Source organism: Kitasatospora sp. NEAU-CNBT7, assembly GCF_057220535.1.
In genome coordinates, this window is sequence record NZ_JBXQQB010000057.1 from 1 (window position 1) to 20,098 (window position 20,098).

At 66.7% G+C, this 20,098-nt stretch carries 19 protein-coding genes and 1 pseudogene; 5 read left to right on the forward strand and 15 right to left on the reverse strand.

The genetic code is table 11. The annotated features are described in order from the left end of the window. The 8 genes and pseudogenes from AC2TEW_RS36275 to AC2TEW_RS36310 all read right to left on the reverse strand — a co-directional run. Positions 1-707 (reverse strand): annotated as a pseudogene (locus AC2TEW_RS36275) (IS5 family transposase); the annotation flags it as partial. A 326-nt stretch (positions 708-1,033) separates the two neighbouring features. Continuing rightward, positions 1,034-1,828, reverse strand: coding sequence for an enoyl-CoA hydratase/isomerase family protein (locus tag AC2TEW_RS36280; protein WP_484627519.1), 795 nt, complete (start codon positions 1,826-1,828; stop codon positions 1,034-1,036). Then, positions 1,819-2,532 carry an SDR family NAD(P)-dependent oxidoreductase gene (locus AC2TEW_RS36285; protein WP_484627520.1) on the reverse strand — a complete coding sequence of 238 codons (714 nt, stop codon included), beginning with the start codon at positions 2,530-2,532 and terminating at the stop codon, positions 1,819-1,821. Before AC2TEW_RS36285 ends, AC2TEW_RS36280 begins: the two co-directional genes overlap by 10 nt. Positions 2,533-2,571: 39 nt before the next feature. Further along, positions 2,572-3,555 (reverse strand): 3-oxoacyl-ACP synthase III family protein, encoded by a 984-nt coding sequence (locus AC2TEW_RS36290; protein WP_484627521.1) that lies wholly within the window; start codon positions 3,553-3,555, stop codon positions 2,572-2,574. 37 nt (positions 3,556-3,592) lie between these two features. After that, on the reverse strand, positions 3,593-4,663 hold the full coding sequence (locus tag AC2TEW_RS36295; protein ID WP_484627522.1) for a ketoacyl-ACP synthase III family protein: 1,071 nt from the start codon (positions 4,661-4,663) through the stop codon (positions 3,593-3,595). A gap of 47 nt (positions 4,664-4,710) precedes the next feature. Continuing rightward, entirely contained in the window at positions 4,711-5,970 is a 1,260-nt protein-coding gene (locus tag AC2TEW_RS36300; protein ID WP_484627523.1) for an FAD-binding protein, read from the reverse strand. Between the two features lie 44 nt (positions 5,971-6,014). Beyond that, positions 6,015-6,854: an aldo/keto reductase gene (locus AC2TEW_RS36305; protein ID WP_484627524.1), complete on the reverse strand. Its 840-nt coding sequence runs from the start codon at positions 6,852-6,854 to the stop codon at positions 6,015-6,017. Beyond that, positions 6,854-8,053, reverse strand: coding sequence for a sedoheptulose 7-phosphate cyclase (locus tag AC2TEW_RS36310; protein WP_484627526.1), 1,200 nt, complete (start codon positions 8,051-8,053; stop codon positions 6,854-6,856). The genes AC2TEW_RS36305 and AC2TEW_RS36310 overlap by 1 nt, the downstream gene beginning before the upstream one ends. A 320-nt stretch (positions 8,054-8,373) precedes the next feature. Here AC2TEW_RS36310 and AC2TEW_RS36315 point away from each other — a divergent pair, with 320 nt between their 5' ends. The 3 genes from AC2TEW_RS36315 (at position 8,374) to AC2TEW_RS36325 (ending at position 10,976) form a co-directional block, all read left to right on the forward strand. After that, the gene (locus AC2TEW_RS36315; RefSeq protein WP_484627527.1) at positions 8,374-8,880 is read left to right on the forward strand and encodes a VOC family protein; all 507 of its coding nucleotides are present in this window, start codon (positions 8,374-8,376) and stop codon (positions 8,878-8,880) included. Positions 8,881-8,920: 40 nt separating this feature from the next. Beyond that, positions 8,921-10,081 carry a zinc-dependent alcohol dehydrogenase gene (locus tag AC2TEW_RS36320; protein ID WP_484627528.1) on the forward strand — a complete coding sequence of 387 codons (1,161 nt, stop codon included), beginning with the start codon at positions 8,921-8,923 and terminating at the stop codon, positions 10,079-10,081. A 103-nt stretch (positions 10,082-10,184) separates the two neighbouring features. Then, the gene (locus AC2TEW_RS36325; protein WP_484627529.1) at positions 10,185-10,976 is read left to right on the forward strand and encodes an SDR family NAD(P)-dependent oxidoreductase; all 792 of its coding nucleotides are present in this window, start codon (positions 10,185-10,187) and stop codon (positions 10,974-10,976) included. A gap of 546 nt (positions 10,977-11,522) precedes the next feature. On the opposite strand, the gene AC2TEW_RS36330 is transcribed toward AC2TEW_RS36325, so the two are convergent. The 4 genes from AC2TEW_RS36330 to AC2TEW_RS36345 all read right to left on the reverse strand — a co-directional run bounded on the left by AC2TEW_RS36330 (position 11,523) and on the right by AC2TEW_RS36345 (position 13,928). Next, the gene (locus tag AC2TEW_RS36330; protein WP_484627530.1) at positions 11,523-11,741 is read right to left on the reverse strand and encodes a hypothetical protein; all 219 of its coding nucleotides are present in this window, start codon (positions 11,739-11,741) and stop codon (positions 11,523-11,525) included. Continuing rightward, positions 11,738-12,301 (reverse strand): hypothetical protein, encoded by a 564-nt coding sequence (locus AC2TEW_RS36335; RefSeq protein ID WP_484627531.1) that lies wholly within the window; start codon positions 12,299-12,301, stop codon positions 11,738-11,740. Before AC2TEW_RS36335 ends, AC2TEW_RS36330 begins: the two co-directional genes overlap by 4 nt. Positions 12,302-12,440: 139 nt before the next feature. Next, positions 12,441-13,190, reverse strand: a complete 750-nt coding sequence (locus tag AC2TEW_RS36340) for a transposase family protein (protein WP_484627532.1) — start codon at positions 13,188-13,190, stop codon at positions 12,441-12,443. Between the two features lie 144 nt (positions 13,191-13,334). Continuing rightward, a complete protein-coding gene (locus AC2TEW_RS36345; protein WP_484627533.1) occupies positions 13,335-13,928 on the reverse strand; it encodes a hypothetical protein in 594 nt (197 codons plus the stop codon). A gap of 189 nt (positions 13,929-14,117) precedes the next feature. Here AC2TEW_RS36345 and AC2TEW_RS36350 point away from each other — a divergent pair, with 189 nt between their 5' ends. Beyond that, positions 14,118-14,852 carry an IS6 family transposase gene (locus AC2TEW_RS36350; protein ID WP_484627534.1) on the forward strand — a complete coding sequence of 245 codons (735 nt, stop codon included), beginning with the start codon at positions 14,118-14,120 and terminating at the stop codon, positions 14,850-14,852. 842 nt (positions 14,853-15,694) lie between these two features. Here AC2TEW_RS36350 and AC2TEW_RS36355 read toward each other — a convergent pair. Then, on the reverse strand, positions 15,695-16,852 hold the full coding sequence (locus AC2TEW_RS36355) for an IS701 family transposase (protein ID WP_484627535.1): 1,158 nt from the start codon (positions 16,850-16,852) through the stop codon (positions 15,695-15,697). A gap of 758 nt (positions 16,853-17,610) precedes the next feature. Between AC2TEW_RS36355 and AC2TEW_RS36360 the strand changes: the two genes are divergently transcribed. Next, positions 17,611-17,976, forward strand: a complete 366-nt coding sequence (locus AC2TEW_RS36360) for an STAS domain-containing protein (protein ID WP_484627536.1) — start codon at positions 17,611-17,613, stop codon at positions 17,974-17,976. Between the two features lie 182 nt (positions 17,977-18,158). Here the strand turns inward: AC2TEW_RS36360 and AC2TEW_RS36365 are convergent, their stop codons facing one another. After that, positions 18,159-18,386, reverse strand: coding sequence for a DUF6296 family protein (locus AC2TEW_RS36365; RefSeq protein ID WP_484627537.1), 228 nt, complete (start codon positions 18,384-18,386; stop codon positions 18,159-18,161). A 139-nt stretch (positions 18,387-18,525) separates the two neighbouring features. Beyond that, positions 18,526-19,971 (reverse strand): NF041680 family putative transposase, encoded by a 1,446-nt coding sequence (locus AC2TEW_RS36370; RefSeq protein WP_484627538.1) that lies wholly within the window; start codon positions 19,969-19,971, stop codon positions 18,526-18,528. Between the last annotated feature and the right edge of the window lie 127 nt (positions 19,972-20,098).

Sequence of the window (20,098 nt, forward strand, 5' to 3'; positions counted from 1 at the left end):
GCCGTTGTGAAGGTCGAGGCGTCGTTCCCAGCGGATGGCCAGTCGCTTGAACTGGTGGAGCAGGGCGAAGGTCTGCTCCACCACGTAGCGGAGCTTGCCAAGTCCCTTGATGTCGGGCTGCCCCTTGCGGGAGATGACCGGCAGGATCCCGCGCCTGCGGAGTTCGCGCCGGTTGGGGTTGCTGTCGTAGCCCTTGTCACCGAGGAGGGCGTCGGGGCGCTTGCGGGGATGGCCGACCCGGCCGGCCACCGGCGGTACTCCGTCCACCAAGGCGAGGGTCTGGGTGACGTCGTTCACGTTGGCCGCGGTGGTGATCATGTGGAGCGGGGTGCCGCCACCGTCACAGATCAGGTGGTGTTTGCTGCCTGTCTTGCGGCGGTCGACCGGCGACGGGCCCGTCGCCGGTCCCCTTTTTTCGCGCGTACGTGGGAGGCGTCCACGCACGCGCGGCTCCAGTCCAGTTCGCCAGCCGCGTTGAGCTCGGCGAGCAGTATCCGGTGCAGCCGGTCGAAGACGTCGGCCTCCTGCCAGCGCTCCAGGCGCCGCCAGCATGTCTGGCCTGAGCCGAAGCCCAGCTCCAGGGGCAGCTGCTGCCACGGGATCCCGGTGTAGAGAATGAAGAGGATGCCCTGCAGGCAGAGCCGGTCCGACACGGGCTTCGGTCCCGGTGACCGCTCGGGCCAGGCCGGCAGGACCGGCTCGATCATCGCCCACAACTCGTCATCCACGGCCCACGGCTTGGTGCTCACGCCATCACGAACAGCTCAATCGTCGTACCGGTTACGGCCGACCTGCACCGATTCACAAGATCGTGTTACGAGCTCTAAGGATCAGGGACGAAACGCCCAGTTAGAACTCGCCGGGACGCAGGTCAACGATCAGGCCGTCGCCGCCGGGGCTCATGGCGATTGGCATGAACTCCGGCAGAGACCCCGGTTCTGGCTCCTCGCCCTCGGTGAGCAGTGAGCCCTCCTGTTCCGCGACCAGGAGGGCGTTGTCAAAATTGGTTGGGGCGTGATCGACTGATGGTGCGTCAGGAGTCGGAGAAGGAAGCCTTTCCGGGTCCATTTTCGACGAAGGACCGCATCCCGGAAATCTGGTCTTCGGTCCCGAAGAGCCCCTCGAAGAGCATGCGTTCCACGTCAAGTCCGGAGCGGAGGTCCGTACCAGATCCCATGTCGATCGCCTGCTTCGCCGCGCGGAGCGCGAGCGTGGGCCCGCCCACAAATCGAGCGGCCCAGGAAATCGCCTGCTCCAATACCTGCTCGCGGGACACGATCCGGTCGGCGAGCCCCAGCGAAAGTGCCTCGTCGGCGCCCACGGTCCGCCCTGTGAAGATCATATCTTTGGCTTTCGCCGTACCGATCAGGCGGGCCAGCCGCTGAGTTCCGCCGGCTCCCGGTATGACGCCGAGAGTGATCTCCGGAAGGCCCATCACGGTTTCGTGAGAGATTATCCGGCAGTCTGCAGTGAGCGCCAGCTCGCATCCGCCGCCCAGGGCGAATCCAGTGATGGCGGCAACAACCGGCTTGGGGATGTCGGCGACTGCGGTGAAGGCCTCTTGAAGCCTCCGCGCCCACCAGACCATTTCGACTGGCTCAAGTCTCGCCATCTCGTGGATGTCTGCGCCGGCAGAGAATTTGTCCGGCCCTCCGTAAAGTACGACGGCCGACACGTCCCTCCGATCGGTGGCCGCCTGTGCCGCTCGCAGGAGCTCGGACTGTGTGCTCCGGTCGAGAGCATTCACCGGAGCTCTGGAGAGCGTGATAACGCCGACGCCGCCCGTCACTTCCAGGCGGACATTCGGTTCTGTTTTCCTTACGCCCACAGCAGGCCTCCATTGACTTCCAGAACGTGCCCGTTGATGTACGAGCTGTCCTCGCAGGCGAGGAAAACCGCCCCTTCGGCAGCTTCTTCGAGGAGGCCGGCACGACCCATCGAGAACCGTGATCGGTAGGTGTCCCACACCTTGGGGTTGTTGGACAGCTCACTCCCCATGCCGCCTTCGAGAATCCCGGGAGCGAGGCAGTTGACCCTTATTCCCTTGTTGCCGAGCTCGATGGCGGACACTTTTGTCAGCATCTCGATCGCAGCCTTTGTTGCCGAGTACCCCGCGGCTCCGACCGCCACTCGAGTCGCCATGCTCGAGGACATGGTGATGATCCGTCCGTGCCCCTGACGCGCCATGTGCCGGGAGGCGCTCTGCAGGCAGTGGAAGGTTCCGTTCAGGTTGGTCGAAACCATTGCCTCCCAGTCTGTACCGGAGAGACGGCTGACCTTGCCGTCGCGACTCACCCCGGCATTGGCCACGACGATGTCGACGCGACCGTGCTTCTCCACGGTGTGGTCCATCAGTGAGGACACGTCCTCCGCGCAGGACACGTCCGCTTCTCGAAAGTCCAGCCGCTCGGAATTCAGCTCGGAGAAACCCTCCACCCCGCGGGTCGATCGAGCCGAGCAGACGACCGTGGCCCCCTCGTCGAGGAAGCGCTCGGTGATCGCTCTGCCGAGTCCCTTGGTGCCTCCGGTCACGACGGCAACTTTTCCATCAAGGCGCATTTCGTTCCTTAGTTAGTACCAGGTTAGGGCGGTCGCGCCTGCGGTCATTCCTCCGCCTATGGCGACCATGAGGATTCGCTCCCCTCGTTCGATGGGGCGCTGTTTGTGGGACCGGTGCAGCGTGAGGGGGATGGATGCCGCCCCGGTGTTCCCGTAGTCCGGCGCCGTCATCGGCACCCGATCCATGTTTACGCCCAGCTCGCGCGCCAGGCTCTCCACCAGGCGGGCGTTTCCTTGGTGAATTAGTATCCGGTCGATGTCGCCGATCTTCAGCTGCGCGGCGATAAGCGTGTCGTCGACGAGTCCGGGCAGGGTCTTGACCGCGTATTCCTTGACCCGCCGCCCGTCCATTCTAAAATAGTGGTGACCGGCTTTTCGTGCTTCGGCGTCATCCATCATCCTGGTGCCGCCGGCGGCGACCTCCACCAGGTCGGCGCATTCGCCTTCAGCCAGCAGCTTGGTGGCGTGTATGCCGTATCCGTCCGGTACCCGGCCCAGCAGGACGCTGCCGGCGCCGTCTCCGAAGAGGGAGACCGTGCGACGGTCGCCGCGGTCCATCACCGTGGAGTACATGTCCGCCCCGACGACCAGCGCGGTCTGCGTGGGCATGGCCGTGCGGAGCATCGACTCCGCGACGCTCACCGCGTAGATGAATCCGGAGCAGACGGCATTCAGGTCGAACGCGGGCGTCCCCTTCATGCTCAGCAGCTTCTGCATGCGTACGGCAGTGGCGGGTTGCGGCTGGTCCGGGGTGGACGTGGCAACTATCGTCAGCCCCACGTCCGACCGCTCGAACAGGGATCCGGCGAAAAGATCCTCGACCGCGAAGGCCCCCATCTGCGAGGTCGTAGTTCCTGGCGGGCAGTATCGTCGCGCAAGGACTCCGGTGCGGTCGGCTATCCATTCGAGGGGGGCTCCTGACCATGCGCTGATCTGTCGATTGTCGATGATGCGACTCGGGATGTAGCCCCCTGTCGCCAGAATTCCTATCGGCATTTTGCTTCATTCTTCCACATCTGCACAGACCCACTCGTCACGAGAACTGAAGGTCCGCTCGCGGATCCAGCCAGCTGGTCGTCCCGAGCGGGTTGACCAGGATCTTCACCACGGCGCAGGTCCAGGTGAATCCTCCGCCGATTCCGATCAGCAGCACTTTCCGACCGGGGGAGAGCACGCCTTTTTCTACGAGGTGATTGAATCCCGCAAGCTGGTCGGCCGGTCCGAGGTGACCGGTCCTGCGGGAGAAGTCCCAGGCCGTCTTCGTCAGGTCGTCCTCACCGAGCGGATTCAGGCACTGACGGATGGTCAGATGCTCGCCCAAGTGAGGGGCCACGAGGAAATCCATGTCCTCCATGGTGACGCCGGCCTCTTCCAGCGCCTGTGTCGCAGATTTCTTCAGGCCCTGCTCGAGAAGGCTCCAGACCTCATCCGTGTCCATGTCGTTCATGAACTGCTGGCGACGACGGTTGAGGTCAATCGGGTTGTCTGCGGTGAACTGATAGGGACCGAACGGCTCGTCCCCTCGGTACATGGCCTCCAGCCCCGGCTCTGAGTAAGTGGCCATGGACAGGATCTGCGCAAATCCACCCTTCCGAGACAGCGCCACGGCGGCGGCACCGTCACCGAACAGAACGCGGTCGGAACGCCAGCGGTCGAACGAGGGATGCGACCAGACGTCACCGGCGGTGCAGACGGCGACTGCCGCCTCAGGGTGTGCAGACAGGTAGGCAGCAGCGAGTTCAACGGATACGAGTCCGCCGTTGGATCCCGATCGTACCTCGGCGGAGAAGCAGCCGGGGGCGGCTATTCCGTTCTGGATGTAGGACCCAGAGTTCCAGATATCTATGCCGTTGTGGAACAGCACGGAGTGCAGCACGGCGCCGACCTCATCGCGCCGATATCCGCTGCGCTCCAGAGCTTGGACACCCGCCTTCACAGCCATTTCCGGAGCGCTGTCCTGGAGGTCGGCTACCGTGACGGACAGGTGGCCGCTGATCCGAGCCGACCGCTCGTCGTAGAGCCCGGCGTCAAGTGCCTCGTCAACAGTCATGACGTCGGGGAGAGATGCTCCGGTTCCGGTGATGTACAGGTCGTCCCACTTCATTTGAAGCCTCCATTTTTCGGCGAATTCGGATACCGGACTCCGCCCGGTCAGCGCGGAAAGTAGTAGTTGACGAGGTCGTTTCGGAAAGTTCCCGCCGGATCGATCTGGTGCATCAGCCGGGAGAAGTCACACCAACGGGAATAGGATTGGGCGAGGCGATCTGGCCCAAGGGTGGAAAGCTTTCCCCAGTGAGGCCGCGGATCGAGCGGGGCAAGGACGTCCTCGACGTGGTGCAGGGCCTTCCGGACCGCGTCCTGATCCTGGTTCCACGTGAAATGGAGGGCGACACTTGCTCGGTCATGGCTCCCGCTGAGCCAGCTGCGATCCGGCGCGACAGTTCGAATCTCCGAACGCTGAAGGGCCGGAGCGAGATGTTCACGGACGCTTTGTACGGCCTCCAGTGCGACGCTGGCGTCACTGCGTGCGACGTAGTATTCCGATTGGAGTTCGCTTCCGATGCTGGGGTTGAATTCGGCCCGGAAATGGGGGAGCCGTTCGTGCCACGGCCCGGGGACACCCAGCTGAGGGGTGCAGGTTCGAGCGGACAACTCGGGGACCGGGTGGCGGGGCGACTGTGCACGCCGTGCTCCGAATTCTGCGAGGTCACGGCGGCTGTCACTGGTGCGGTCCTTGGCCCACACGTCGATGTCGTCGTACCAGTCGGTGAAGACGCTGACGCTGTAGGCGGCGGCAAACAGCTCATCGAAGCGGTCGACCAGGGACCGCCAGGGCAGCGCCTCGTAGACCACCTGAGCCATGTCATAGGTGGGCAGCAGATCGAGTTCGAGCTGAGTGACGATGCCGAGGGCGCCGATCGACAGGACTGCTCCCTCGAACCCGGCTTGCCCCCGCGAGAACGTCACCGGTTCGCCGTCCGCGGTGACCATGTCGACCGAGCGGACGGTTCCGGCGATCGAGGCGTTCCTGTCGCCGGAACCATGGGTGCCGGTGGCGCAGGCCCCCGCGAGGCTGATGTGCGGCAGTGACCCCAGATTCGCCAGGGCGAACCCGCGCTCCTGCAGCCGCACGCTCAGCCGGGCGAGGGTTATTGCCGCGCTGACTTTGGCCGTGCAATTTTGCGAGTCGACCTGGACGTACTCCGGCATCCGATCGAGCTTGATCTGACAGCCGTTCGTGTCAGCGATGCGATTGAACGAGTGGCCGGTGCCCAGAGCGCGAACTTCGGCACTGGACGCGACACGCTCCTGCAACTCCTCGCGCGACCTCGGCTGGTGAACGCTGCGCGGAGTGAACCTGACGTTCCCCGCCCAGTTGCTCGCAGGTACGCCGATCTGATGTGACGTCATCGTGCTCAACCTCCATCGAGTGTGCGGACAGGCTGGTCGGGTGGTCAGTCTTCCTCGAACGCGTCAGGATCCATCGGGTGGCCGGAGCCGTCGAGTGCGTGGGTGATCGAGTCCCGCTCCTGCGCGGAGAGCCGGATATCGAAGATGTCGATATTGGCTGCCAGCCGGGCCGGGTTGCGGGACTTGGGAATGGGGACCAGACCCAGTTCCAGATGCCACCGCAGGACGACTCGGGCCGCTGTCGTATGGTGCCGACGAGCCGTCTCGATGACGACCGGCTCGGAGAGCAGGCTGCCGCCCTGGCCCAGTGGGCTCCAGCTCTGGATCCTGATACCGTGCTCGGCCGCATAGGAACGCCAAGAGGGCTGGCTCATTCGAGGGTTGAGCTGGACCTGGTTGACCGACGGCATGATGCCGGTCTCACCAGCCACCCGTGCGATATGGGCAGGCGTGAAGTTGGATACGCCGATCGCCCGGACCCGGCCCTGCGCGAGCAACTCGGTGCACGCACGCCACGACTCCGTGTACATGCCACGCATGGGGAGCGGCCAGTGGATCAGGTACAGGTCGAGGTACTCCAGCCCGAGCCGGCCCAGACTCGCCTCGAACGCCCGCATGGTCCGGTCGTAGCCGTGGTCGCGGCCGGACAGTTTCGAGGTGACGAAGAACTCCTGGCGATCGACCTTACTGCGGCGCAGCCCTTCGCCCACCCCGCGCTCGTTGCCGTAGCGCGCCGCGCTGTCGATCAGCCGGTACCCGAGCCGTGCGGCTGTGGCGACGGTGTCACACGCGTCAACGTCGGACAGGGGCCAGGTCCCGAGCCCGATCCGCGGCATCCGGACACCGCTGGCCAACGGCAGAGTCGGTATCGGCGACGTGTTCATCACCGGACACCCGCGAGAACCAGCGATCGGTCGGTGCCCTGCCGGGCTGTCTTTGGAATGGGCGTTCCACGGTCGCCGAGTAGTTCTGCCATGACCTTGGCGGCCTGGTCGATCTCACCGTCGCTGAGGTCGTTGACGAAGGTCGTCTTTCCGATCTGCGTCAGCAGGGCCAGGTGCTGCTGACCATCGCGGTGGCGGACGGTGTCCGCGAACCCCGCCTTGAGGAAATCAGCGTCGCAGAAGAGCGGGTGGGACGGGGCGAGACCGATGGCGCGCACCGTGTCGATGATCCGCAGCAGCGCCTCCGTCGCCAAAAGGCCACGGCCGGCCGCCAGCACCGCACAGAAAACCGAGCCCATCGCCACTGCCTCACCGTGGAGAAGCAACGGCTGGGCCTCCATTTCGACCCCGGGGGAGAAGGTGTGTCCGTAGTCCACGATGCGGCGCAGGTCCCTCTCCCAGAGGTCCTTCTGCAGTTCTTCAATCATGCCGGCGATGGACCGGCGCATCACCTCCCGGCCGGGCTGGAGAATCCGGTCCTCGGGGCTTGAGTCCTGAAGGCGGTCGCCGACCAGACGCGCTCCGTGTGCCTCGAGGAGCTCGAACAGCCGGGCGTCCTTGATAAGCGCCATCTTGAGGGCTTCGCCCAGGCCGCTCCGGACCTGCCGTTCGGGCAGAGTGGCGATCAGGCCGCGGTCGATGATGGTGCGCGGCGGCGGCGCGAAGGTTCCGAGCCTGTTGCGGAACCCCTCGTAGTTGACACCGTTCTTGGCGGAGGCGCTTCCGTCGATCTGGGCCAGAAGGGTGGTGGGCACCCGGACGTACGGGACGCCACGGCGGTACAGGGCCGCAGCCATCCCCACCACGTCCTGGAGCACCCCGCCGCCGATGGCGACGGGCGGCGTGCTGACCCGGGCCGTGCCGACTTCGTTGAGCCGGGTCGTCACCTGAAGCACTTGGTCGATGTTTTTGTGGTCATCGCCGGCCTTGATCTGCATGTACTCCACGTTGATGCCGCGCTGCGCGAAGTAGTACCGCAGGGGGTCCCCGAAGAGCGTTTCGACGACTTCGTCCAGAACCACCAGCCGGGTGCCGGCTACGGTGCTGCCGCCCGGGACGGCTGCCAGTTCCGGGTTGTCCGGGTTGAAGATGTTGGTGGTTTCGATGATCTCGAGTTCGACACGCTTCTCGGCTGCCATGACCCAACGGTGCGAGGTGTTCACGATGGTCGCTCCCAGTTCGGTGTTTTTGGTGGCTGTCTTCCATCCACTGTCTGCCGGGTGCGGGGGCGAGGGGTCCTCCAGGTGGATGACCGAAAGGGCGAACGATGGGACGCCCGATAGGGCAACCTGCCGGTCCTATCGCGGGAAGCGCTCGACGCCCAGGGCACGCCGCCCGCGTTCGACGCCTTGGGCCGCTTGCCCTGGAGAGATGCTCTGGCCCGTCGTAGCGTGGAGGGAGCACGGCGGGGCCCGAGGGCACAGGCGGGCCCGCCGTCCAGAATGCGAGGCGGAACCCAATGGCCCAACCTATTCACCACATCGGCGTGCTGGTACAGGACCTGGAGGCAGCGATCGAGCGCTGGTCGGCTGCTACCGGCTACACCTTCAGCGAGGTTGGCCGGTACGTCACGGACTCCTACATGGACCACAGCGACGAGAACCCTCACCGCCACGATGCTCGTATCTCCTTCTCCAAGGAGGGACCACCCCACATCGAGTTGATGGAGTTCACGGGTGACGGAACCCACTCGTCCTCACAGGGCGAGGGGATTCACCACCTGGGCTTTATGGACCATCCTGACGTCGTAGGCTGCAAGCAACGGCTGGCAGGCCTCGGGGTGCTGGCGGACGGTGTCGCGCTCGATGGCGCGGGTGGCATCCTGCTGTGGTTCACCGAGAAGAGCGCGTTGCAGGGTATCCGCCTGGAATTCGTGTCGCCGGTACCACAGCCCATCGTGATGGACGACGGGCGCGCCGCATACCGAGATGCCCGAAACTTCCCCAGCCTGTGGCCGCCCGAATGAACCTGCCAGCCTCCGCAGGAGCGAGAGAAAGGCTGCAGGCATGGAAACGACCAGTGCCTACGTCTGGGTCGCCGAGGGGCAGCTGGAATGGATGCGACTCCCACTGCCACCGCCTCCCACCGGGGGCCTGATACTTGAGGTCACAGCCAACGGGATCTGCGGTTCCGACGCCCATTTCCTTGCCCGACGGCCTGCAGCGCCCTTCATCCTCGGACACGAGATCGTCGGCCGGATCATCGCGTTCGACAGTGGCCGTAACTGGCGGGACACCGCAGGAATCCCCCTGCGGGAAGGTGACACTGTGGCGCTGTTCCCATGGGTTCCCTGCGGGCGTTGCTGGGGCTGCCGCCGTTTCGGGCCAGGCGCGACGACCTGCACGGACGCCCGCCTCTACGGCATCCCGCCTGAGGCCATCGGCATGGCCGCAGCCACCATCACAACGGCGCAGGGCCCCGCGCTCACCGGCGGGTTCGGCAGGCACCTCTTGGTCCACCCCGGGACCTGCCTGTGGCTCGTCCCTCCAGGAGTGTCCGAAGAGGTCGCCTCACTGCTCGACCCCCTCGCTGTAGCACTCCGCACCGTCAACATCACGAAGACACCGACGGGCACCTGGGATGAAGTAATCACCGATGACTCCACCGCGGTCGTCCTGGGCCTGGGCACAGTGGGACTGCTCACCGCACTGGCCCTGCACCATCACGGCGTTGGCACCGTCATAGCCACCGGGACCCGACCCGCCAGGCTCGCCGCAGCCCGGGCGCTCGCACTGGACCAAGTCCTGGACGCCCAGGTCCTCGACCAGGCAGCCCGCCTGGAGGTCGTCCTCGACGCGACCCAGGGCCGCGGTGCGGACCTGGTCGTCGACGCGACGAACAACCCGAGCGCCCTCGCGGAGGCCCTGCGCCTGGTGCGACGCCTGGGAACCGTCGTCGAGACGGGGAACATCGTGTCGGACGGCACGAAAATTGCGATCGACCCGGCGACCGACATTTGCCAACGCAACGTTCGGCTGCTGGGGATGAGCTTCAACACCCCGCGCTCCTACTCCGAGGGAATCGCCATGCTGTCGCGGCGGGACATCCCCTTCGCCCGCCTCGTCACCCGCGCCTACCCCTTCGAGCAGGCGAATCAGGCCATCCAGGACCTTGCCACTGACGTGGTGAAACTCGTCCTCACGAACCGACCGGCCATCGTCGGCTAGCCAGGGGAACCGAAATCGGTGATGCGGTTCCTTCTTCTCCCTTTCCATCTCTTGCCAGTCCGATCCCGGTCCGTTCGAAGACACCAGAGAAGGGGAACACTTCATGACATCCGCACCGCGCAAGCGCACTGTTCTGGTCACTGGATCGACGGCAGGTATCGGTCAGGCCATCGCCCACGCGTTCGCTCAGACAGGCGACACCGTAGTTGTCAACGGCCGCGACCCCCGGCGAGTGGACGAGGCGGTGGCCCGGTTGAAAGCCACCACTGTTCCCGGAGAGCTGGTGCCTGTCGTGGCGGACGTCTCCACGGCTCGGGGCGTCCAGCACATCCTGGAAACGATCCCGAAAATCGATGTTCTCGTCAACAATACAGGGATCTACGGTGAATCAGACCCCTTCGAGATCACCGACGAAGAATGGCAACGCTACTTCGACGTGAATGTGCTGAGTGGTATCCGGCTCACGCGCGCCTACGGCCCGGGGATGGCAGATCGCAACTGGGGGCGCGTGGTGTTCATCAGCAGTGAGAGCGCTATATCCACGCCAACCGAGATGATCCACTACGGCATGACCAAGACAGCCCAGCTCGCGGTGGCGCGAGGGTTCGCGCAAGCGCTGGCCGGAACCGGAGTCACCGTCAACTCCGTGCTGCCCGGGCCCACCCGAACCCCCGGTGCGGAAGCCTTCCTCCGCAATGCCTACGGGGAGGTCTCCTACGAGGACGCCGAACGCCGATACATCGACGACTACCGACCAACCTCACTCATCAGAAGACTCAGCCGGCCCGAAGAAGTGGCGAACCTCGTACTCTATCTGGGATCCGACGGGTCGTCAGCTACCACCGGGGCGGCCCTGCGGGTCGACGGTGGTGTCGTGCCCACGATCATCCCGTGAAACGGGGCTTGTTTCAGGCTGCGGTGGGCAGACCGACGGTGCCGGTGATCTGGTCTCAGATGGCGAAGCGGGTGATCATGCCCGCCAGGTCTGACCACGCGGACTTCACCAACGGCCCGGGCGACCGCCCGGGCCGTTTCCATTGGCCCTACCGGCAGGGCCAGACCACTACCACCGGTTATAGCGGTCTGGCCTACCTGGCCCGGTCCGGGCTGCGAGACTGGTGATCATGACCGACCGCCGCCCTCTCGCGATGCCCGCCTTCTCCGCGACCGCCACCGACACGCCCCTGCCCGCCCAGTCCGGTGTGCGCCGGCTGCCGGTCGACCAGGCACGGACTTCCGCCAGCCGCCCGGTGAGACCACGGCCGTACCCGCCCCGGCCCGGCGCCGCCTCTCGCCCGGTGGCCTGACCTTCTCCGACCCGGACCGCCAGATCTGACCGCTTCGGGCCGCCGCGCCGCAGGCTTCTGACCTGCGGCGGTTTCATAAATCGGCCCTCAAATGAGGGCCCAAAAGTAGAAGTCCCCGCCGCTGGCCTGCGGGTCTACCAGCCGTCCATCGCCCGGACGTCCCCAGAGAGGGCGTAGCGGCGGCAGGCGAGGATCTCCTCGGTGGTGATGCCGATGTCGTTCGCGAGGCGGGCGAGACCGCTGTCCTCGGCCTGGCGGTCGGAGACGTAGGCCGGCACGACCTCGAGGGCGAGCGCACCGATGCCGAGCTGGGCGGCGCGCTGCTGGGTGAGCGCGTCGCGGCCGACGCTCACGTGGTGGCGCCAGGCTTCGGCGGTGATGCCGCCCGGGGCGGGGCCGGTCTCCAGCTCCGCAACCGGGACGTCGGGCGGGCGCGGACCTCGGCGACCGCCGCGGCGACGATCCCGCCGACCGTCTCGACCGGGAGCACGGCGCCGCCGGCGTCCTGGTGGGCGTCGGCGAGGCGGTCGGCGATCAGGTCGGTGAGCTCCGCAGTGCGGCCCTTGAGGTCGACGACCGCGCGCACCGGCAGGACCAGGTCGGTGCTGTCCCACGCGTGGGACACCCCGAGCTCGGACTGCACGGTGGTCTCGATCGCCTCGGCGACGGCCGCCAGGTCGAGCAGCCGGTACGCGGTCGGGCGGCCGATCCCGAACCCGGCGAGCGCGTAGGCGCTCCAGCTCGGGTACTCGAGTACGGTCCAGACCCGGGCCTGGTAGGCGGCGCGGACCCGGCGGGCGAGCACCAGGACGGCGGCCCGGACGTCCTCGATCGCCGTGCGCAGCTGCTCGGTCAGCTCCCGGGCCCGCGCTTCGTCGACCGGCTCGGCCTGGTCCTGGTGCTCGCTGTCCATGCCCGGATCGTTCCCGGGGCGGGTGGCCGGAACCGCGGTCGGTGCGGCGGACCGGTGTGCGGGCCGGGCGCGCGGCAGCCGGCTCCCTCGTCGTGGGGCGGGCCGCCGGGGGCTGTGGCGGGCTGTATCGCATCCTGTGTCACGGCTGTGTTCCGCCCCGACAGGATGCCCCGCTATGTCTGTTTCGCCCTGTGTCACCTGTGTCACCTGTGTCATGAGGGCCGTGTTTGCCCTGGTGGAGGGGCGTACCTGTGTCGCCTGTGTCATCTGTGTCCGGCCCGCCGACGACTGCTTCGCCGGGCTGGGACGGCGGCGTCCCAGCCCCGTCGTGTCGGTAGTAGGGAGTGCGGACGGTCGCGCCGGCACCTCGGTAGGCGCGGTCGGCGAGCACGAGGATCTCGCGGGTCAGGCAGGCCTGGACGATGCCGTGGGCGCGGGCGGCGGTCAGGTCGTGGGTGCGCCCGGGCAGGGCGCGGGAGAACCACAGCGGGGTCCCGTCCGGTGTGGCGATGACCTGCACGTTCATCCCGTGCTTGCGGTGCTTCTGCGAGTAGTACGGCTCGTCCGAGGCAATCCGGTCGGTCGGGATCAGGGTGCCGTCCACGATCACGAAGTCGCCCTCGCCCAAGGCGACTGGTGCCTCACGTAGGCCTGGTGCCCATGCGGCCAGGACCTCGACGGTCTCATCGACGTACCTCCAGGCGGTCGCCTCCGACACGCCGATTCCCGCTCCGATCTGCGCGAGTGTCTCGTTCTTGCCTAGGTGGGCCAGGACCAGCAGGGCCTGCTTGAAGCAGCCCGACTTCCGCCATCGTGATCCCAGTTCACGCCTTCGGGTGTAGATCAGCCACGAGACATGCTCGACCAGCTCGTGTGGGATGTCGAGCATGGCAGGATACGGGACCAAGCGAGGCTACTCGGGCGAAGCGCGGTGCGTAGAGAACACCAGCGCAACGACCAGGAGCCTCGTCTGTTACTCCACCCCTCCTGACCAGCCATTTCACCCTGCCGGGACAGGATGAAAGACGTTCAGTCACGCCGCTGGGTAATCTGTCAAAGATACAGTAGGGCTGCTTCCAGTGGAATCTTGAACACTGCAAGCATGGCCATTGAACGGAGATGCGACATCTCCGTTCGGGCCAATAAAAAAGCAGGCAGTATTTGTTCCGCCGGAAGGGCTCTCGGTCACGTCAATCGCAAGTAGATCCTGCTCGCCCGTAGTGATCGTATAGGTCACTCTCGACGAGTACGGCTGCGGGGGAGGGAGAGCAACCCAGAGATCGGTTCCGCCGGAAGCCGGAAGTGATTTACGAAAAACCGGACCAGGGGAACCGAAGGCGGAGTCATGGAAACTTAGAATAATGGGAACGGTTGCCTGATTTGCTACTGAAACTGCAGCGGCGGGAGTTGCGCCAGTACCGACGCCAGTGCCGACGCCGACCGTAGAGTTAATGATATTATCTCGTCCGGCATTGTAGATATTGCCGCCTGCCACTTGATTCTGTCCGTAGACGGCGACTGGGCGGCCATCCTGCAGAACCTGAGCGGAGGCGGTCGATGCGCCGCCGCAGAGCGTTGCCATGCAGGCGGCAAAGGCTGACACATGCCTGCCGGAAATATTTCCCATGAAGCCCTCCGGGTATCCCTAATTAGTAAATTCTTGCTGATTCCTTCCCTGTGTTCAGTCTAAATACTCGCAAGTTTGGCTAGAATGATGCCAAAGTCACCCAGACGGGGGGTATGTTCCGAGAACGACACCCTACTCCGGCACTGTCAACTTGGCGGCGCCTTGCCCGTGAGATGATCGTTCGGGCTGATGGGGGGAGTCGCTGTGGGGGCCGGGGCGTCGTTGTACAAGGGCTTCCGGTTTCCGGCGGGGATCGTGTCTCACGCGGTGTGGCTGTACCACCGCTTCCCGCTCAGCTTCCGCGAGGTGGAACTGCTCCTGCTCGCGCGCGGGATCATCGTCTCCTACGAGACGATCCGGCAGTGGTGCGCGAAGTTCGGGCCCGAGTACGCCCGTGAGCTGCGCCGGCGTCGGCCGCGGGCTGGCGACAAATGGCACTTGGACGAGGTTTTCATCAAGATCAACGGGGTTCGGCGCTACCTGTGGCGGGCCGTCGACCAAATGGGCAACGTCCTCGACATCCTGATGCAGGCCAAGCGGGACGCCGAGGCCGCGAAGCGGTTCCTGGCGAAGCTGATGAAGAAGCAGTGCCGGGTGCCACGGGTACTGGTCACCGACGGGCTGCGCTCCTACGGCGCCGCCCACCGCGTCCTGATGCGCTCGGTCGAACACAGACGGTCCAGGTACCAGAACAACCGGGCCGAGAACTCCCACCAGCCCACACGCCAGCGCGAACGGGCCATGAAGGGCTTCCGGACCGTCGGCGGCACCCAGCGGTTCCTGTCGGTCTTCAGCGCGATCTCACCCCACTTCCGATTACCGCGCCACCTCATGACCGCCAGCCGACACCGGGCCGAAATGATCATCCGCTTCGCCATCTGGGACCAGACCACCGGGACCGCTGGCATACCAGCAGCAGCCTGAGACAGGGCCGGCCACCGGCCCCAGCACGCTTTGACACACCATCAGCCGAACCGGTCCCAGACAAGTTGACAACGCCCCCTACAGGACCGTTCTGGTTGACGTCGGGCCCGCTGAGACCTGCTGCCGGGTAGCGAAGCGATCACGGTCGCGGCCTGGCTGGCCGAACGCCCAGGGACCGAGGTCGTGTGCCGTGACACTGCTCCCGTTCTTCGCAGAGGAAACCAGTATCGGGGCACTCTCCGCCGTCCGGGTGGCTGACCGCTTCCACCTCTGGCACAACCTCGGCGAAGCCGCGGTGCCGTGCATCTCCCGCCATCGTTCCTGTTTGTGCCCGACCACCACTGATCCTGCTCCGGAGTAGCAGAGCCGCAGGACGCTGGCGGACGGCGACTTGCAGTGGTTCACCGGGCATGGTTTGCCGACCGCCCCTCGCGCCAACCAGGCACCGTCCACGCGATGGTGGCCGTTGGCCACGGTCGACGCTGGATCCAGCGCCAGCTCGGCATGACCTACCGCATTGTCTAGGCTGCTCGCCGCCCGGAAGGAGAACTGTCTCCTGCCCCGCCGAATCAGAGCTGGGCGGTTTCTTCCAGACGCAGTGGCACTGGATTTTGCTGCTGGGATGCCGGCGCGGATGAGCGTGGCCTAGTACTGCAACGGTGCTTGCTGTGATGAGGCTTCAGCTCTTGGGCTGTGGCCTCGTCGCCTGTAGTGGCTGGTCCGGGCCTGGTGTTGGCGTTGGCGGCGCCATCGGGACCAGTGCATGACGTGGTCGATGCTGCGGCGGACGGGCCGGGTGAGATGGGTGATCAGCCGGCGGATCTCGGGGACGGTGAGTGGGATCAGGTCTGGCGTTCGAGCAGGTGAGGCCCCTTTTCGAGGTGTTGGGCCCGCACGACGGTGAGGTAGGCATGGGCGGCCATGGCGAGGGTGATGTGCCGGTACCAGCCCGGGTGGCGGCGGACCTGGTAGTCGTCCAGGCCGCACTGGCCCTTCGCGGTTTGAAAACACTCTTCGATCGCCCAGCGGGCCCCGGCGACAGCGATCAGCTCGTTGAGCGTGACGTCGGCGGGCGCGTAGGCGATGTAGTAGGCGAGCTTCGTCGGGTCGGCGATGCTCCGGCGGACCAGGACCCAGTGCCTGCGGTCGGGCCGGTGCCACGGTCGGACCTCGACGCGGGCCCAGTCGTAGATCCGCAGACCGTGGGCTCCCTCCCCGCAGGACCGGCGCTTCCACTTCTGCCGGGGCAGGTCGGCGACCAGGTCGTGGAGGCGGTGGTCCATGAACCGGCGGGTGACGACGGTGTCGTGCCGGGTGGTGGCCACCACGTGGAAGACGTCGGCCTGCTCCAACTCGTAGCGCCAGCCCTTGCTGTAGCCGTAGCCCGCGTCCGCGGTCACCCACCGGAACGGGATCCGGTCGTCGGTCGCGTGGCGGACCATCGCCCGCGCGAGGTCGACCTTCGTGGCGAACTCGACCTCGTCGCCGATCCCTGCGGCGCGGCAGCGCCCGCGGTCGTCCGTCCAGGATTTCGGCAGGTAGAGCGCCCGGTCGATCAGGGTCCGGCCTCGCTCGCCGGAGTAGGCAAGGAAGACACCGACCTGGCAGTTCTCGGTGCGGCCGGCGGTGCCGGAGTACTGCCGCTGGACGCCGGCCGACCGCACGCCCTTCTTCAGGAACCCGGTGTCGTCCACGATCAGCACACCGCCCGGATCCGCCAGGTGCTCGACCACGTACCCACGTATGTCATCGAGCACCGCGTCCGCGTCCCAGTCGATCCGGTTCAGCAGCCGCTGGATCCGATCCGGCCCGCCATGGCCGGCCTCCTCGGCCATCGTCCAGCCGTTCTTGCGCTCCAACGGCGCCAGCAGGCCCCGCATGTACGCCAGCGCCGATTCCCGCGACTCGCTCCGCGCGAACCGGTGCGCAAACCGCTCATGCAACCCGGCAAGCCCGGCCGACCAGCGACGAGCATCCACCTCGGATATGTCCCCACCCATGAACAGCCCAACGAGCGAACCAGACAACCGTCACGGTAAGCACCGTTGCAGTACTAGGAACGACAGCGACCAGGATCAGAAAAACGATTCAAGCCAGAACGAGGCCCCCGTTCGCCCCACACACCGCAACCGTGGACGGTCCCGCTCGGATGCCGACCGCAAGAGTGCCGTGAACGGGACCGCATCGGGCGTCTGATCACTTCTCCGGCGGCCAAACCGGAACCGGCGGCCGGATCCGGTGCGCGCGCCCCACGACGATCAACGGGCGGACCATACCGGACACCCCAGGGCGTGCCGAAGCCAAACCACCACACCCCCGCCGTCACGAATTTCCCGGCTGCGCACGCCCGCGCAGCAGCCACGGGGGACCGCAGACACGCTCTCTGCGGTCCGTACGGCACTGTGCACAGCCAGCGGCCCACCAGGCCTGGCGGGCCCCGGAACGGGTCGCAGGGACCCGGTCGGCAGTACCGGTCGAGGCGATTGCGGCGGGCCGTCTCCCGGCCTCGGTGCGGCCCGCTGCCCCACCTGCTCGATGGGCAGGCCCAGGGCACGGGCCCGGCTACGACGACGACTACGAGGCTCGGGCATGCCGAATACCCTGCCCGCTCACGGCCGATTCTCTGCACGCCCCGCTCACGACACGCCCACCGGTCACCCAGGCGGCCCGTGACCGGCCGTCCTCGGCCCTCTGGGCAGCCGCCCGGCCGGGCCGTACGGTGGCCTTGTCCACCTGACCGCAGTGAAGAAGGGGTTGTGTGAGCGACACCATCGGGCCGGACTTCACCGCATCAGTCCGCGGCACTCTCGGTGGCCCCGTCATCGAGGCCGCTGGCGAACTCGACCTGGATACCGCCCCCGTCCTGTGCGCCGCGCTCCACCGCGCCCTGGCGGCCAGCCCGCCGCCACCAATACTGGTGATCGACCTCGCGGGCGTCACCTTCTGTGGCTCCTCCGGCCTCAACGCCCTGCTCCAAGCACGAATCGACAGTCTGAGCCGCGGTGTTGCGCTCCATCTGGCCCGCCCGGCCCACACCGTCGCCCGGCTCCTGGAGATCACCGGCGCGGACAAGGTCTTCCCCATCGGCGACGATCCCACGGTGCCGCACAGCCGCAACGGCTGAACCCCGTCAAGTACCGCTCCCGCCCACAAGCCACCAGGCCCCTTACACCCCGAAGGAGCAAAGCAGGGCCGGTACCCGCGGGTGACGGCTTCCGGCGCGCCCTATCTCGAGGCACAGGCCGTGTGCGGCCGAGCCTGGTGGCAGGATCGGCCGCCCACGGCCTGTGCCGACGAAGGGAGTTATCAGGGCAAGGGGACAGCGTGGAGGCAGGGGTGGCGGCCTTCGATGGGCGTGAGGATCAGCGCGGTGTCCCCGGTGATCTCCACTTTCAGGCTTCCGGTGGCGTTCTGACAGATCAGTCCGCCCTGCTCGCCCACGGCTCCGATGGCGTGAACAGTGATTACCTCCGGTGGGGCGTGGGTTCCCGGGGCGCTGGGGAGAGTGAGGGCGAAGCGCTCGACACCAGCCACGGATCGGCCTCCTCCACGAACGGGCCCTGGCTTGAGCGCGTGCGGCCCGGTGGATCCATCGTAGTCACCGCCCAGCCGTCCATCGTGGGCTCTCGGGTTTTGGCGGTGCGCCCACCTGGAACTGGCCTGAGCTTGACGTTTATGGTCGTCGGGCTTGGTGTTCCTGGATCGACTCGGCGCGTTTGACCGTCTTGCCGACGTCGTGGCGCTTCGCCCGGCGCTTGTTCTTCGAGCCGGGAGGCCGTCCTGGGCCGGCTCGGGATGGTTTCGGCGCGGCCGCCGGGCAGGCCGCCGTCGCGCGGACGTTGCGGAACCCCCGCCGCACTCGGGCGGGGGTCAGGCGGCGGGGCTCGGCCGGTCGCTCCCAGGGACGGCGTAGATCCTCGGCGAGCGGCCGGGCGAGGCGGAGCTGGGTGTGGGCGGCGATGATGAGCCAGGTCCACAGGTCGGCGGTGTCCGCGTGGCGGATCTTCGGGGCGGTCCAGCCGAGGGTCTGCTTCATGAGCCTAAAGGTGTGCTCGAGATCGAACCTGCGGAGGAACGACTGCCACCAGTGGTCCACGTCTACGCTGGTGGCGCTGGTCGCGGAACACCACAGCCAGACCGGTTTCGGGTCGCGATCGCCAGGCAGGCGCTCAACCTTCAGCCGCGTCAACGTGCCGTGCAGGACCGGCAGTTCCTCCTCCGCGTGGTCCAGCCAGGGGCCGCGGTGGGTGAGTCTGGGGTGCATCCGATCCCACGCGATCGCCTCCGCCTTGCCGTAGCGGGTGGTGTCCGTGGCTGTGGTGACATCGGGCCGGTGCCAGCTGTCCGGCTTGGCGAAAGTGAGGACGCCCCCGTGACGACGAGGCCGGCCGCCCTTCGGGCCGGAGCGGGCGGGGCCTGCGTCGCGGAGCATGACGCGGTCCGAGCGCAGGCGTCCGACCAGCACGACGGGCAGGTCCCTCAGGGCGTGGGAGAGGTAGGCAACGTCGTAGCCGGCGTCCATCACGATGAGGATCTCGGGATCGCCTGTCCGCCAGTGCCCGGCCTGCTTCAACCGCTCTACGACATCGCGCAGTTGGGCGGCGGTGACGGCAGTCGCATCGTCCGCGGGGCCCAGGCGCACGGCGTCCAGCAGCGCGACCCAGGATGTGCGGCCGGACTCCAGCGCAGCGACGAAGGAGTACGGCCAGCCCGGCACGAACTGGTCCGTCTTGCGGTCTCCGCGTCCGTAGACGTGGCAGAACAGCCGGTCGTCGCTGGTGGGGGCGTCGGGGCGGAGCCAGTTGCTCACATCCACGGCCAGGACGACCCGGCCGTCGGCCGCCCTCGGCAGCGGCAGGCCCGCCAGTGCGCGCCGCAGCCGCGTCGGCTCCAGCCAGCCCTGGTCCAACGCCGAGTAGAGGGCACCGTGCCCGCGCCGGTGCTCGGTGGCCAGCGACAGCTCGACCAGGGTCTTCACGGGCCCGTCCGCGCACAGCACCGCGTCCGTGAGCTCGAAGAGCGCATCCGGGCGGCTGTACAGGGATTCGTAGAACTCGACTCGAAAGCGGGACAACAGGCCCAACGCCTCACCTGCGGGCGCATCGACAGGGAGACTCATAGACAGCGGCCGTTCTCTCGTGCTTCTTGACTCGACATCTCGAAGCGTGGAGAACGGCCGCCTCCGCTGTCCCGGGAAAAACCGCAGATTAGCAGGTCGGGTGACCAGCGAGGTTAAACGCCAAGCT